Origin of the sequence: Streptomyces sp. NPDC006134 (assembly GCF_040628835.1) — a bacterium.
GTDB lineage: Bacteria > Actinomycetota > Actinomycetes > Streptomycetales > Streptomycetaceae > Streptomyces.
This window is the reverse complement of the sequence record NZ_JBEXTV010000031.1, coordinates 26,700-40,738: the sequence shown is the minus strand read 5'-3', so window position 1 is coordinate 40,738 and position 14,039 is coordinate 26,700. Positions and strand designations below refer to the sequence as shown.

Annotated in this window: 11 protein-coding genes and 1 pseudogene; 7 read left to right on the top strand and 5 right to left on the bottom strand. The window is 73.4% G+C overall.

Translation table 11 applies throughout. The features are described 5' to 3' along the window. Nucleotides 1–90 precede the first annotated feature (90 nt). On the top strand, nucleotides 91–330 hold the full coding sequence (locus ABZ340_RS21060; protein WP_358783318.1) for a hypothetical protein: 240 nt from the start codon (nucleotides 91–93) through the stop codon (nucleotides 328–330). 1,526 nt (nucleotides 331–1,856) lie between these two features. After that, on the top strand, nucleotides 1,857–2,819 hold the full coding sequence (locus tag ABZ340_RS21055) for a helix-turn-helix domain-containing protein (protein WP_358783358.1): 963 nt from the start codon (nucleotides 1,857–1,859) through the stop codon (nucleotides 2,817–2,819). 375 nt (nucleotides 2,820–3,194) lie between these two features. Here the strand turns inward: ABZ340_RS21055 and ABZ340_RS21050 are convergent, their stop codons facing one another. The 3 genes from ABZ340_RS21050 to ABZ340_RS21040 are packed head-to-tail and all read right to left on the bottom strand — an operon-like array spanning nucleotide 3,195 to nucleotide 6,330. Further along, a complete protein-coding gene (locus tag ABZ340_RS21050) occupies nucleotides 3,195–3,992 on the bottom strand; it encodes a sugar phosphate isomerase/epimerase family protein (protein ID WP_358783357.1) in 798 nt (265 codons plus the stop codon). A gap of 29 nt (nucleotides 3,993–4,021) precedes the next feature. Further along, nucleotides 4,022–5,182, bottom strand: a complete 1,161-nt coding sequence (locus tag ABZ340_RS21045) for a dihydrodipicolinate synthase family protein (protein ID WP_358783317.1) — start codon at nucleotides 5,180–5,182, stop codon at nucleotides 4,022–4,024. Continuing rightward, complete coding sequence (locus ABZ340_RS21040) at nucleotides 5,179–6,330, bottom strand: Gfo/Idh/MocA family oxidoreductase (RefSeq protein ID WP_358783316.1); 1,152 nt, start codon at nucleotides 6,328–6,330, stop codon at nucleotides 5,179–5,181. The genes ABZ340_RS21045 and ABZ340_RS21040 overlap by 4 nt, the downstream gene beginning before the upstream one ends. Before the next feature lie 352 nt (nucleotides 6,331–6,682). On the opposite strand from ABZ340_RS21040, the gene ABZ340_RS21035 reads away from it, so the two are divergent. Further along, nucleotides 6,683–7,735 (top strand): LacI family DNA-binding transcriptional regulator, encoded by a 1,053-nt coding sequence (locus tag ABZ340_RS21035; RefSeq protein ID WP_358783315.1) that lies wholly within the window; start codon nucleotides 6,683–6,685, stop codon nucleotides 7,733–7,735. A 222-nt stretch (nucleotides 7,736–7,957) separates the two neighbouring features. Here ABZ340_RS21035 and nadE read toward each other — a convergent pair whose 3' ends face one another. Further along, nucleotides 7,958–8,788, bottom strand: a complete 831-nt coding sequence (gene nadE, locus ABZ340_RS21030; RefSeq protein WP_358783314.1) for an ammonia-dependent NAD(+) synthetase — start codon at nucleotides 8,786–8,788, stop codon at nucleotides 7,958–7,960. Nucleotides 8,789–9,085: 297 nt separating this feature from the next. Here nadE and ABZ340_RS21025 point away from each other — a divergent pair, with 297 nt between their 5' ends. Beyond that, nucleotides 9,086–9,886, top strand: a complete 801-nt coding sequence (locus ABZ340_RS21025; RefSeq protein WP_358783313.1) for a sugar phosphate isomerase/epimerase family protein — start codon at nucleotides 9,086–9,088, stop codon at nucleotides 9,884–9,886. 77 nt (nucleotides 9,887–9,963) lie between these two features. Here the strand turns inward: ABZ340_RS21025 and ABZ340_RS21020 are convergent, their stop codons facing one another. Continuing rightward, nucleotides 9,964–10,596 carry a GNAT family protein gene (locus ABZ340_RS21020; RefSeq protein WP_358783312.1) on the bottom strand — a complete coding sequence of 211 codons (633 nt, stop codon included), beginning with the start codon at nucleotides 10,594–10,596 and terminating at the stop codon, nucleotides 9,964–9,966. A 66-nt stretch (nucleotides 10,597–10,662) separates the two neighbouring features. Here ABZ340_RS21020 and ABZ340_RS21015 point away from each other — a divergent pair. The 3 genes and pseudogenes from ABZ340_RS21015 to ABZ340_RS21005 form a co-directional block, all read left to right on the top strand. Further along, nucleotides 10,663–10,797: pseudogene (locus ABZ340_RS21015) on the top strand (LysR family transcriptional regulator); the annotation flags it as partial. Between the two features lie 465 nt (nucleotides 10,798–11,262). Further along, nucleotides 11,263–13,104, top strand: coding sequence for a glycoside hydrolase family 3 protein (locus ABZ340_RS21010; RefSeq protein ID WP_358783311.1), 1,842 nt, complete (start codon nucleotides 11,263–11,265; stop codon nucleotides 13,102–13,104). 289 nt (nucleotides 13,105–13,393) lie between these two features. Next, nucleotides 13,394–14,032, top strand: coding sequence for a hypothetical protein (locus ABZ340_RS21005; RefSeq protein ID WP_358783310.1), 639 nt, complete (start codon nucleotides 13,394–13,396; stop codon nucleotides 14,030–14,032). Nucleotides 14,033–14,039: the final 7 nt, after the last annotated feature.

The window sequence follows — 14,039 nt, the reverse complement described above, 5'->3', positions numbered from 1 at the left end:
CCTGGCCTTGTGCAAGAGCTGTGCAAGTTCGCTTCGCGCGACGGCAGTTCTCTTGTGTGAGACACATGTGTCCAGCTGGGACGAGAGGTCATGGCACTGACATACGAGAAGCCGCCGGCAACGCTCAGCCACGGCAAGCTGCCGTATCCGAAAGGCACGCTCGTCGTGGACGATGAGACGGGGCGCACGGGTGAGCTGCAAGGTGTGATCGAGGAGCGCGCCAAGGAAGGCAACAAGCTGCTCAGCCGGACTGCTTACATGCGCCCGAGAGGGGGTGGCGTCGAGTGGGAGGCCCCTTTGAACCGCATCCGCCCCGCCGCCGACGATTAGGCCACCCCACCAAGCGCGCGGCTCTGGTCGGTGAAGGCGACGTGATCGGTTACGGGGGCGAGTGGCGCACGGCCCCGGCGCCTTCGCCGACTCCCCCGGCCTTCGCAACTGTCCGGTTGGTGAACGATGCCGATCGATCACCAACCCATGCCACTCGCCTCCTCGTCCGATCCGAGGAGAAGCGAGTCCACCGGTGGCGTATGTACAGACTTCGACGGAGGACCCATCACCCCCCAGGATGTGATTTACGCAACTTTCAGGTCGGGAACTGGCACGCCGTTTCCCTTGCAACATCCGTAACAACGCTGGCAGTTGCCTTGATCGCCACAACCGTGGCATTCCGGTCGACCGATCCGGCACCCCGTGCCGTTCAAGCGGAGGACCGGTCACCCGCAGGGGTGACTGGCACGCACCGTTGTTGCCGCTGGTGCCCGGTACTGTATTGCGCTACCACCGCTCCCCGGAGGGTCCGCGACACATCGTGGGTGTTCTCGAGAGGTTCACGAACGTGGACCGGAAAGGGGGGCGACCCGATGGCCGCACAGCCTGAGGGGCACCAGAACAGCAAGGCGGACCGGTTCTACAACAAGGCCCGCTGGCTCGGACCGATCGTCGCGCTCTACAAGATCGTGCGTGAGTTCCTGAGCCACTGAGGGAAGAGCCCCGACCCGAGGGCCGGGGCCCAGCCCGTTCTGGTGGTGCCAGAGGGCCTCATCTCTACAGCTTGCAGGCATCGGAGATGGGGCTCTCGCTCTGCCCGCACGGCAGTACACGCGCTCACGCCGGATAGGGCGGAGTCCCGGGCCTCGCGTACGGGCAGACCCCATCTTGCCTTGCCGGGAAGGTCGTTCGCGAGACCTGCAAACAGGTTGGAACGCGGAACGAATATCTGTTTCCGCTTCGGAATCGAGCATTCGTCCAGCTCAGTAAAGGCGCACCCGCGTACGAGTGTCTCAGATCACACCCGAAAGGGGTGAAGCGCAGCACCCCGGACGCGAGGCCAGATGCCCTGATCGCCCCGATCTACTAATCCGTAATCCGTACGCCGGTACAGCGAGCGGGCATCGTACAGCACGGCACTGACAACAGGGCGTGTGATGCGGCGTCCATGGCCGCGGCCATCCGGCGCCATCCCACCGGACCACCTGCCGACCAGGGGCTCCGGTGCCCGGATACTCGGCGGGAGCACGCGGATGTGCGGTCGCGGTGTGGGGTCTTCTTCCGGCCTCGGGGACTTCCCCCGGGCCCTCGGGTACTTCGTCCCGGACGCTTCGAGGGGGGCTCGATCCGTCGATCGAGCCCCCCTCGGTTTCCCCTCCGTCAGAACCCCCGTGATTCCCCGGATCCCCCCAGATCCCCGGTTTCCCCCCAGCGGGACGTCCTGATGCCTTGTACGACCCGTGGACGCGCGGAACGGTTGCACACTCCCGCCGGAATTCTTTTCCGGCCCGGCCAGCCTACGATGGGCGCCGGTCGGCGAGTTCACGGAGCAGCCCCTGCCGGGGCACGTGAGGGGGCGGGTGGCCATGCTGGTGCGGGAGTTCGGGACGGAGGCGGTGCCGGCCGCCGAACGCTGGGACCTGTGGCACGAGGTCGCCGTACGGACCCATCTGCCCACCCTGCTGCGCAGCGAACGCCGGGACGACTTCCGGGCCACGATGCGGCTGCTGTCCCTGCCCGACGTGCAGATCTCCCTGCTGGACTTCCCTCAGATGGAGACCGTGCGCACCCCGCGCCTCATCCGCCGGTCCGACCCGGAGGTCTACCAGATCCAGTGCCTGGTCCGGGGCGAGGGCGGTGCCGCGCAGGACGGGCACGAGGAGACCTTCCGCGCCGGGGACCTGGTCCTCGTCGACAGCTCCCGGCCGTACGAGGCACGGCACCGCCCGGCGCCCGGCCCCGTGTCGGCGGTGATCGTCACCCTTCCGCGCGCCCTGCTGCCGCTGCCGCCGAGCGCGATGCGGCGTCTGTCGGCCGTGCCCGTCCCGCTCCGGCAGGGTCTGGGCGGGGTGCTGTACCGCTGGCTCACCGACCTCGCCGCCCGCGCCGGGGAGTTCACCGGCGCGGACGCCCCGGCGCTGGCCCGCACCACCACGGACCTCCTCGCGTCCGTGCTCGGGCGCTGCCTGGAGGCCGAGGACACCCTGGACCCGGAGTCCCGGCGGCGCGCCCTGCACCTGCGCGTGCGGGACTTCATCGAACGGCGACTGGGCGATCCGTCCCTCTCCCCCGCCATGGTGGCGGCGGCGCACGGCATCTCGGTGCGCCATCTGCACCAGGTGTTCGCCGAGGAGGGCCAGACGCCCGCCGCCTGGATCCGCCACCGCCGGCTGGAGCGCTGCCGCCGCGACCTCGCCGACCTCGGCCTGCGGTCCCGTTCCATCCAGTCCGTGGCCGCCCGCTGGGGCTTCACCGACCCGGCGACCTTCAGCCGGGCCTTCCGGCGGGCGTACGGGATGACGCCGAAGGACTACCGCCACTCCCTCTGACGCGTCCCCGGCCCACCGCTGTCCCGCCGCTGTCCCGCCGCCGGGTGCCGGGCGCTTCGGCCCGTGCACGAATCGTCAAGATCCGTGCGCCGGTTGCCAAGGACCGGGGCGGTTTCCCTTGCCATCCTGTCCTTGTGCACGGTGGGGGGATTGTGCACGGCGGGGATCTTGGGGGAGACATCGGGGGACCCCCAAGGCCCCGAGGAGAAGCCCTTCGGGGCAGTTCGAGGGGGAAGCCTCTGCCCACCCCGGAACGGGGTGGGCAGAGGGACCACCAGGGCCGGACCGCTCAGAGACGGACCGGTCAGAAACGGACCGCTCAGAAACGGACCGGTCAGAAACGGACCGGTCAGAGATGGACCGGTCAGAGCCGGATCACAGGGCGTGTTCCACGAAGCGTGCCGCCGTCTCGGCCAGCACCTCCCGCCCGTCGCGCGTCCACAGCCCGTCGTTGAAGAGTTCCACCTCGATGGGGCCGGTGTACCCGGCGGCCTCCACGTAACCCTTCCACTCCCGCATGTCGACCGCGCCGTCCCCGATCTGGCCGCGGCCGTTCAGGACGCCCTCCGGCAGCGGGGTCGTCCAGTCGGCGAGCTGGAAGGTGTGGATGCGGCCGCCCGCGCCCGCCCGGGCGATCTGCGCGGGCGCCGTGTCGTCCCACCAGATGTGGTACGTGTCGACCGTGACGCCGACCTGGCGGGCGGGGAAGCGCTCGGCGAGGTCCAGCGCCTGGGCGAGGGTGGAGACCACGCAGCGGTCGGAGGCGAACATCGGGTGGAGCGGCTCGATGGCCAGGCGGACCCCGTGCTCCTCGGCGTACGGGCCGAGTTCGGCGAGGGCGTCCGCGATGCGCTCCCGGGCGCCGCGCAGGTCCTTGGAACCGGCGGGCAGGCCGCCCGAGACCAGCACGAGGGTGTCGGTGCCGAGGGCCGCGGCCTCGTCGACGGCCCGCCGGTTGTCGGCCAGGGCGCGCGCCCGCTCCCCGGCGTCGATCGCGGTGAGGAAGCCGCCGCGGCACAGCGTGGTCACCGTCAGGCCCGCGTCGCGGACCAGCTTGGCGGTGGCCTCCAGGCCGTACTCCTGGACGGGCTCGCGCCACAGGCCCACGTTGCCGACGCCCAGCCGGCCGCACGCCTCGGCCAGTTCGGGCAGCGACAGCTGCCTGACCGTCATCTGGTTGATGCTGAAACGCTCGAGTCCGGTCACTGGGCCACTCCGTACAGGGACAGCAGGGTCCGCATCCGCTCCTCGGCCAGCTTCGGGTCCGGGAACAGGCCGAGGCCGTCGGCGAGTTCGTAGGCGCGGGCGAAGTGCGGCAGGGAGCGGGCCGACTGCAGGCCGCCGACCATCGCGAAGTGGTCCTGGTGGCCGGCGAGCCAGGCCAGGAAGACCACGCCCGTCTTGTAGAAGCGGGTCGGGGCCTGGAAGAGGTGGCGGGAGAGCTCGACGGTGGGGTCGAGCAGGGCGCGGAAGCCCTCCGTGTTCCCGGTGTCCAGGACGCGGACCGCCTCGGCCGCCAGCGGGCCCAGCGGGTCGAAGATGCCGAGCAGGGCGTGGCTGAAGCCCTGCTCGTCACCGGCGATCAGCTCGGGGTAGTTGAAGTCGTCGCCGGTGTAGCAGCGCACGCCGTGCGGGAGGCGGCGGCGCAGGTCGATCTCGCGCTGGGCGTCCAGGAGGGAGACCTTGATGCCGTCGACCTTGTCGGGGTGGGCGGCGATGACCTCCAGGAAGGTGCCGGTGGCGGCGTCCAGGTCGGACGAGCCCCAGTAGCCCTCCAGCGCCGGGTCGAACATGGGGCCGAGCCAGTGCAGGATCACCGGTTCGGCGGCCTGGCGGAGCAGGTGGCCGTAGACCTCCAGGTAGTCCTCGGGGCCCCGCGCCGTGGCCGCGAGGGCGCGGGAGGCCATGAGGATGGCCTGGGCGCCCGCCTCCTCCACGAGGGCGAGCTGCTCCTCGTAGGCACGGCGGACCTCGTCCAGGGTGCGGGGGCCCGCGGTGGTGAGCTGGTCGGTGCCGACGCCGCAGGCGATCCGGCCGCCGGCCGCCTTCGCCTCGGCGGCGCTGCGGCGGATCAGCTCGGCGGCGCCCGCCCAGTCCAGGCCCATGCCGCGCTGGGCGGTGTCCATCGCCTCGGCGACGCCCAGGCCGTGCGCCCACAGGTGGCGGCGGAAGGCGAGGGTGGCGTCCCAGTCGACGGCGGCGGGCGAGTCGGGGGTCGTGTCGGCGTACGGGTCGGCGACGACGTGGGCCGCCGAGAAGACCGTACGGGAGGTGAAAGCGCTTCCTGGGGTGAGGGCGAGGGGCTCGGCGCGGGGCTCGTAGGACCGCAGCGCGCCGCTCGCGTCCGGCAGGCGGAGGGTCACAGCGCGACCTCCGGGACCTCGATGCGGCGGCCCTCGGCCGAGGACTTCAGGCCCAGCTCGGCGAGGAGCACGCCGCGGGCGCCGGCCAGCAGGTCCCAGTGGTAGGGGGCGTCGGCGTAGACGTGCTTGAGGAACAGCTCCCACTGGGCCTTGAAGCCGTTGTCGAACTCCTGGTTGTCCGGGACCTCCTGCCACTGGTCGCGGAAGGAGTACGTCGCCGGGATGTCCGGGTTCCACACCGGCTTGGGCGTGGCGCTGCGGTGCTGGACGCGGCAGTTGCGCAGGCCCGCGACGGCGGAGCCCTCGGTGCCGTCGACCTGGAACTCCACCAGCTCGTCGCGGTTGACGCGGACCGCCCAGGAGGAGTTGATCTGGGCGATCGCGCCGCCCTCCAGCTCGAAGACGCCGTAGGCGGCGTCGTCGGCGGTGGCGTCGTAGGGCTTGCCGTTCTCGTCCCAGCGCTGCGGGATGTGGGTGGCGGTGAGGGCCTGGACGGACGTCACGCGGCCGAACAGCTCGTGCAGCACGTACTCCCAGTGGGGGAACATGTCGACGACGATGCCGCCGCCGTCCTCGGCGCGGTAGTTCCAGGAGGGGCGCTGGGCCTCCTGCCAGTCGCCCTCGAAGACCCAGTAGCCGAACTCGCCGCGCACGGACAGGATGCGGCCGAAGAAGCCGCCGTCGATGAGCCGCTTGAGCTTGAGCAGGCCGGGCAGGAACAGCTTGTCCTGGACGACGCCGTGCTTGACGCCCTTGGCGGCGGCCAGGCGGGCCAGTTCCAGCGCGCCCTCGTAACCGGTGGCCGTGGGCTTCTCGGTGTAGATGTGCTTGCCCGCCGCGATCGCCTTCTTGATGGCGTCCTCGCGGGCGGAGGTGACCTGCGCGTCGAAGTAGATGTCGACGCTCTCGTCGGCGAGGACCGCGTCCACGTCCGTCGAGACGTGCTCCAGGCCGTGCCGCTCCGCCAGCTCCCTGAGCGCGTGCTCACGGCGTCCGACCAGGATCGGCTCCGGCCACAGCACGACGCCGTCCCCGAGGTCCAGGCCGCCCTGCTCACGGATGGCCAGGATCGAGCGGACGAGGTGCTGGCGGTAGCCCATGCGCCCGGTCACGCCGTTCATGGCGATACGCACCGTCTTGCGTGTCACGTCATTCCCTTCGTACACGTCGTACGCGGTCCGCGCGCGCCGCACGTGCCCCACCACCGGTCGCCCGATGACCGTCGAGCCTCACAGCAAGCGCTTTCTATCTGGTACGAAGCTAGCCTGTGCACGGTGGTCTGGACAAGACCGTCGCGCGGCGGAGTTGTTCGAGGGGGCGAACGGGGCCGGCCGGGGGCCGTAGGGTCTGACCGGCAGGCGCCGTCCGTCCCGTGGCGGAGCCGGCTGCCCGCACCCTGGCGATCGCCCGCGTGCGGCGGAGTACGGCGAGTACGGCGAGTACGGCGAGTCACAGCGAGTACGGCACAAGGCGCGACCGGAACGACCGGAGGACGAGGACATGACGGTGACCCTGGCGGACGTGGCGGCCCGCGCGCAGGTCTCCCCCGCGACGGTGTCGCGCGTACTGAACGGGAACTACCCCGTGGCCGCATCCACCCGCGAGCGGGTGCTGAAGGCGGTCGACGAGCTGGACTACGTGCTCAACGGGCCGGCGAGCGCCCTGGCCGCCGCCACCTCCGACCTGGTGGGCATCCTGGTCAACGACATCGCCGACCCCTTCTTCGGCATCATGGCGAGCGCCATCCAGTCCGAGATCGGCGGGTCCGGCGGCCGGGCGGGCGGGGAGCACCTCGCCGTCGTCTGCAACACGGGCGGCTCCCCCGAGCGCGAGCTGACCTACCTCACGCTGCTCCAGCGGCAGCGGGCGGCGGCCGTCGTCCTGACCGGCGGCGCGGTGGAGAACGAGCCGCACAAGGCGGCCGTGGCGGCGAAACTGCGCAAGCTCGGCGACGCCGGGACCCGGGTGGTGCTGTGCGGGCGCCCGCCCGCGCCGGACACCGAGGCGATCGCCCTGACGTTCGACAACCGGGGCGGCGGCCGGGAGCTGACCGAGCACCTGATCGGACTGGGGCACCGGCGGCTGGGCTACATCGCGGGTCCGCAGGAGCGGACGACCACGCGCCACCGGCTGGAGGGCCACCGGGCCGCGCTCGCCGCGCACGGCATCGAGGACGACCCGCGCCGCACGGTCCACGGCCGCTACGACCGGCGGTCCGGCTACGAGGCCACGCTCGAACTCCTGCGCAGGGACCCGTCCCTGACGGCGATCGTCGCCGCGAACGACTCCGTCGCGCTGGGCGCGTGCGCGGCGCTGCGCGAGTCCGGGCTGCGGATCCCCCAGGACGTGTCGGTGGCCGGCTTCGACGACCTGCCGTTCAGCATCGACGCGGTGCCCGCGCTGACGACGGTGCGGCTGCCGCTGGCGGAGGCGGGGGCGCGGGCCGGGCGCATCGCGATGGGGCGGGAGGAGCCGCCGCCCGGGGGGATCGCCACGGTGCGGGGGGAGCTGATGGTGCGGGGGTCGACCGGGGTGCCGCGCGGCGAGGGGTAGGCGGGTGCCTCCGGTGCCGGGGGCGGCGCGTCGTTCGCGCTCCCGGGCCGGGGGAGCCGGAGCGGGTGCCTCCGGTGCCGGGGGGGCGGCGGCTGCCTCCGGTGCCGGGCCTGGGCCCGGTCCCGGCACCGGGCCTGGTCCCGGCTCCGGTGCCGGTCCTGATCCCGGCCCCGGTACCAGGGCCGGCCCCCGTCGCGCCCTGGGTCTCAGGGGCGATGGGCCTCAGGGCGCGATGGGCAGGCGTCGCTTGTGGTCGGTGAGGCGGTAGCGGTTGACGATCGTCTCGAAGGCCCGCTCGTCCACCGGCTTGCCCTCCAGGAAGTCGTCGATGTCGTCGTAGCCGACGCCGAGCGCGTCCTCGTCGGCCTTGCCCGGGTCGAGGGACTCCAGATCGGCCGTCGGGGTCTTCCACACCAGCTCGGCGGGTGCCCCCAGCGCCTCCGCGACGGCGCGCACCCGGCGCTTGGTCAGGCCGGTCAGCGGGACCAGGTCGGCGGCGCCGTCGCCGAACTTGGTGAAGAAGCCGGAGACCGCCTCGGCGGCGTGGTCGGTGCCGACGACCAGGCCGTCGTGCGCGCCGGCCACCGCGTACTGGGCGATCATGCGCTGCCGGGCCTTGATGTTGCCGTGCACGAAGTCCTGGTGGTGGGCGTCGCGGAAGGTCACGCCGGAGGCCCGCACCGCCTCCAGCGCGGCGTCGCTCGCGGGCTTGACGTCCACGGTCAGCACGTGGTCGGCCCGGATGAAGGAGAGCGCGAGCTGGGCGTCGTGCTCGTCGGCCTGCACGCCGTAGGGCAGCCGCATCGCGTAGAACCGCGCCTCGTGCCCGGCGTCCCGGGCCCGCTCGACGGCGAGCTGGCACAGCCGGCCGGCGGTGGTGGAGTCGACGCCGCCGCTGATGCCGAGCACGAGGGAGCGCAGGCCGGTGGAGGTGAGCCGCTCGGTGAGGAAGGCCACCCGGCGTTCGATCTCCCGCTCGGCGTCGAAGGTCTCGGCGACCTGAAGCTCCCGGGCGATCTCCTGCTGCAGGGCGGTGGACGCCGGTTCGCTCACGTCTGCTCCTCGTTCCGGTCCGTGATGTGCCTGTGCTCTCGCGCCTACCCTACCCAGGGCGTTTCCAGCGGATCGGGGCCGGACCCGGCGCGGCAGCACGGTCCCGCCGGGTACCGCGCCTCCCCGTGGCCCGGGGACCGGCCCGCCGGGGCGTTCCCCTCCGTGAGGGTGACGAGGACGTCGCGCGGCGCGCACGCGGGCCACCCGTGTGCCCGGCACCGTTCGGGGCACACTGCTGAGCACGGGTCCTGGCAGCAGGACCCATCCCCGCTCGATCTTCAGGAACGGTCCCACGGCATGAAGCTGGCGTTCTCCACCCTCGGCGTCCCCGGCCTGTCCCTGCCCGACGTGCTGCGGCTCGCGACCGCGCACGGCTACCACGGCGTCGAACTGCGCACCCACCCAGAGGAACCGGTGCACCCGGGCCTCACCCCCGCCGAACGGGACGACGCGGCCGCCGCGTTCAAGGCGGCCGGCGTCGAGCTCCTGGGCCTGGCGGGGTACGCGCGGGTCGCCGCGCCCGGCGACGACGGTCCCGTGCTCGCCGAGATCCGCGCCCTGCTCGACCTCGCCCGCGACCTGGGCGCCCCGTACGTGCGGGTCTTCCCCGGCGGCGGTGACGGCCAGAGCCCGCAGGAGGCCGACGCGACGGCCGCCCGGCGGCTCGGCACGGCCGCCGAGCACGCCGCCGACCGCGGTGTGCGCATCCTGCTGGAGACCCACGACTCGCACCGCACCGGCGCCGCGGCGATGCGGGTCCTCGGCCTGGTCGGCCACCGCCAGGTCGGGGCGCTGTGGGACGTCATGCACACCTGGCTCGGCGGCGAGCAGCCCTCGGAGACCTTCGCGGCGCTCTCCCCGCACCTCGGCTACGTCCAGGTCAAGGACATCGCGTCCGCCGGCGACACCGCCCCGCTGCCGCTCGGCGCCGGTGTGCTGCCGCTCGCCGAGTGCGTGGAGGTCCTCTCCCGGCACGGCTGGGACGGCTGGCTGTGCTGGGAGTACGAGAAGCGGTGGTACGAGGAGGCCGCGCCCCTTCCCGGTCTGCTGGACGCGGGGCGGGAGCACCTGGCCCGCCTCCTCAACGACTCGGCGTGACACCGGCCGGTCCCGGGAGCGCGGTGAGCCGCGTCACCGGGTCCGGGCGCTCCTTCTGTCCGGGCTGTTCGGGGCTCTCAGGCCGCGCGGACCGTGAAGCGGGCGACCCGCTCCTCCAGCCGCCGGCGGCAGCCGGGCCACTCGTCCGCCGTGATCGAGTAGATCGCGGAGTCGCGCAGCCGGCCCTCCTCCCCCGGCGCCCGGGAGCGGGACCAGTTGCGCAGGACGCCCTCGAAGCGGGCGCCCACCGACTCGATCGCCGCGCGGGAGCGGCGGTTGCGGGCGTCCGTCTTCAGGTCGACCCGCGCCACGCCCCACTCCTCGAAGGCGTGCCGGAACAGCAGCAGCTTGGCCTCGGCGTTCACACCCGTGCCCTGCGCGGACCGGGCCAGCCAGGTGAAACCGACCTCGACGGCGTCCAGGCGGTCGTCGGAGAGCCAGCGGCGCGGCTCCCAGTACGACGTGGCGCCCACCGCCCGGCCCGTGGCCCGGCAGATCTGCGCGTACGGGGCGAGCCGTCCCGTGGCCGCCCGGGCGAGCTGCGCGTCGATGTAGGCGTCGACCTCCCCGGCTCTCGGTACCCAGGTGTACTCGTACGTCCCCCGGTCCTCTTCGGCGGCCACCGCCAGGTCGGCGGCGTGCCGCCGCCCCAGGGGTTCCAGCCGCACCAGCGTGCCTTCGAGGACGGGGCTCTCCCACATGAACGTCACCGGGCGAATTCTTCCGCCGCCACGGGATCGCGTCGATCGGTTTTCCCGCCGCCCACGGCACCGCCGTGCGATCTGCTCGTGCCCGAGGGGCACCCCTTCGCGGGGCGCACGGGCGTACGGCGCGCGGAGCCGGGCGGGCGGCGGTGGATCTGCCGGCCGCCCGGCCGGGTCTGCCACGACGGGCTGATGCGCACGCTGCGGGAGCGCTGGCCCCGCGTGTCGGCCCACGCGCCCCACTGACCTCATGTGGCCTCTTCGGGCCGCTCCCGTACCGACTTCGGGGAATCGTCCCCCTCCCGGGAACCCGCGCCCGGGTCCGTCCGTCCAAACCGCGAACTGCCGGATGAGTCACCGTGGTGCGGTGTCGGCCCTCGCCGCCGGCTGCGATCGCCGACCCCCCTCTCCGCCGTACCCGGCCGGCAGTGCCGCCACCGGCGCGCCCCCTCCCTGGCGCCGGTGGCGGCCCCTCTCGTGCCGCGTGCCGGTCCCTGCCGTGTCTCCTGTGCGTTCCCTTGACTGGCAGAAACTTCCCGGATATTGGTGGCCTCTCGGAAGTTTCCTTCAGTGCAGTGACATGCAGCTCTACGCAGCGATTCTTCAGTGATCCCCCAGCGGTCCCGGTGACCGTTCCGGGTCACTCACTCCGGACCTCCGGAAGGAGCGCACGTGCCCGACAGCAGCACGGGAAGCACCTCCCAGCCCTCCAGACGCACCCTCCTCGCCGCCACCGCGGGCGTCACCGCGGCCCTGGCGGCGGGCGGCACCGCCTCCGCCCAGGCCGCCCGGCCCGGCCCCGGCGACGACAAGCTCCGCGCCCTCGTCTCCCGCATGACCCTCGAGGAGAAGGTCGGCCAGCTCTTCGTCATGCGGGTCTACGGCCACTCCGCCACCGCCCCCGACCAGGCCGACGTCGACGCCAATCTCAAGGAGATCGGCGTCCGCACCGCCGCCGAGCTGATCGCCCGGTACCGCGTCGGCGGCATCATCTACTTCGCCTGGGCGCACAACACCCGCGACCCGCACCAGATCGCCGCCCTGTCCAACGGCATCCAGAAGGCCTCGCTGGAGCTGCCGCGCGGCCTGCCGGTGCTCGTCTCCACCGACCAGGAGCACGGGATAGTGGCCAGGGTGGGCGAACCGGCCACGCTGTTCCCCGGCGCGATGGCCCTCGGCGCGGGCGGCTCGCGCTCCGACGCACGCACCCTCGGCCGGATCGCCGGCGCCGAGCTGCGCGCCCTGGGCATCCGTCAGGACTACGCCCCCGTGGCCGACGTGAACGTCAACCCGGCCAACCCGGTGATCGGCGTGCGTTCCTTCGGCTCCGACCCGGACGCGGTGGCCGCGCTGGTGGCCGCCGAGGTCGCCGGGTACCAGGGCGCGGGGGTCGCGGCGTGCGCCAAACACTTCCCCGGGCACGGCGACACCGCCGTCGACAGCCACACCGGCTTCCCGGTCATCACCCACAGCCGCGCCCAGTGGGAGGAGCTGGACGCGCCGCCGTTCCGGGCGGCGATCGAGGCGGGCATCGACTCGATCATGACCGCGCACCTGATGTTCCCGGCGCTCGACCCCTCCGGCGACCCGGCCACCCTCTCCCGCCCCATCCTCACCGGCATCCTGCGCGAGGAGCTCGGCTACGACGGGGTCGTCGTCACCGACTCCCTCGGCATGCAGGGCGTGCGGACGAAGTACGGCGACGCGCGGGTGCCGGTGCTGGCGCTGAAGGCCGGCGTGGACCAGCTGCTGAACCCGCCCGACCTGGACCTGGCCTGGAACGCCGTCCTGACGGCCGTACGCGAGGGCGAGCTCACGGAGGCACGGCTTGATGAATCGATTCTGCGCATCCTGCGGCTGAAGGCGAAGCTCGGACTGTTCCGCGAGCCGTACGCCGCCCCGGACCGCGTGGACCGCGCGGTCGGCACCCGGGCCCACCTGGCGGCGGCCGACCGGATCGCCGAGCGGACCACCACCCTGCTGGTCAACGAGGGCGGCCTGCTGCCGCTGTCCCGGCGCCGGACGCCGAAGCTGCTCGTCGTCGGCGCGGACCCGGCCTCGCCGTCGGGCACGACCGGCCCGCCGACCGGCGTACTGGCCGGGGCGCTCACCGAGCTCGGGTTCACGGCCACCGCCCTGTCCACGGGCACCGCCCCGTCCGCGGCGACCGTCGCCCGCGCGGTGGCGGCGGCGCGCGAGGCGGACGCGGTGGTGGTCGGCACCTACAACGTCACGGCCACCAGCGCCCAGAAGACGCTGGTACGGGAGCTGCTGGCGACGGGCAGGCCGGTCGTGGCCGTCGCCGTCCGCAACCCGTACGACGTGGCCCAGCTGCCCGGCGTGCCCGCCTTCCTCGCCGCCTACTCCTGGACCGATGTCGAACTGCGCGCCGCGGCCCGGGTGATCGCGGGACGGGCGGCACCGCGCGGCAGGCTGCCGGTCCCGGTGATGCGGGCGGACGACCCGGCGGCGGTGCTGTATCCGGTCGGGCACGGGCTGACGTACCGGGCCTGACGTATCGGGCCTGACGTATCGGGCCGGGTGCACCGGCTCCCGGCTCTGACGCGCCGGGGCCGGCCGGACCGTCGCACGTGCGTGCCGCGGGCCGGCCGGGCCGTCGCACGCGCGTACCGCATCCGGCCGGGCGCGGACCGGCGTATCGGATGTTTCTGCCGTAACCGCCGTAGCGCGCGTACGCCACGCGCCCGTGCCGCCCCCCTCACCCTGCGCAAAGCGCCCCCGCGCGTCTGGCGTGCGCCCGCCGCGGCGGGTCACGCTGGGCGGGGGATTCGGGGGGATGGCGATGCGTGGGAGAGGGTACGCCGGGGCACCGGCCGCGCTGCCGGTGCTGCTCCTGGCCGTACTGACGGCCTGTCAGAGTCCGGCGGGGACGGCGGAGGAGGGCCGGCTCGGCGGGGAGGGACCGGCGTCGTCGGCCGCGGTCCGGCCGTCCGGGTACGGGGCGGTGTTCCTCGCCGTCGGCGAGTGCAGTTCCTTCGGGACGGTCAGCTTCACCGAGGTGCCGTGCACCGGCGAGCGGGCCGCGGCACGGGTCGTGGCCCGGCACGACGGCCGGGCGGGCGACGGGCCGCCGTGCCCGGCCACCACCGACTTCGTCCTCCACATCAGCGAGCAGCGGCCGTCGTCCGACGAGGACGGCGACGGGGCCGTGCCGCGCGGCTACGCCTGCATGCGCAACCTCCAGCCGCCGCATCCGGGCGACCCCGGTGGCGGGGGCGGGCCGCGCACCATCGTCGGCGACTGCGTCTACGAGGCCGGCGGCGGCAAGGTCCGCGAGACGGCCTGCGACGGCACGGGGAAGCGGAAACCGCAGTACGAGGTGGTGAAGGCGGTGGCGCGGCGGTCCCAGTGCCCGCCGTCGACCGCCCTGTACGTGCGGCTCGGCGGCGGGCAGCCGGTGGGCTGCGCCCGGCCGGTGTGAGCCGGAG

Bases quoted from the DNA above. Each gene is read 5' to 3' on its own strand.
- ABZ340_RS21055 (WP_358783358.1), top strand. From the start codon at position 1,857: ATGCTGGTGCGGGAGTTCGGGACGGAGGCGGTGCCGGCCGCCGAACGC.
- ABZ340_RS21035 (WP_358783315.1), top strand. From the start codon at position 6,683: ATGACGGTGACCCTGGCGGACGTGGCGGCCCGCGCGCAGGTCTCCCCC.
- ABZ340_RS21060 (WP_358783318.1), top strand. From the start codon at position 91: ATGGCACTGACATACGAGAAGCCGCCGGCAACGCTCAGCCACGGCAAG.
- ABZ340_RS21005 (WP_358783310.1), top strand. From the start codon at position 13,394: ATGCGTGGGAGAGGGTACGCCGGGGCACCGGCCGCGCTGCCGGTGCTG.
- ABZ340_RS21050 (WP_358783357.1), bottom strand. From the start codon at position 3,992: ATGACGGTCAGGCAGCTGTCGCTGCCCGAACTGGCCGAGGCGTGCGGC.
- ABZ340_RS21025 (WP_358783313.1), top strand. From the start codon at position 9,086: ATGAAGCTGGCGTTCTCCACCCTCGGCGTCCCCGGCCTGTCCCTGCCC.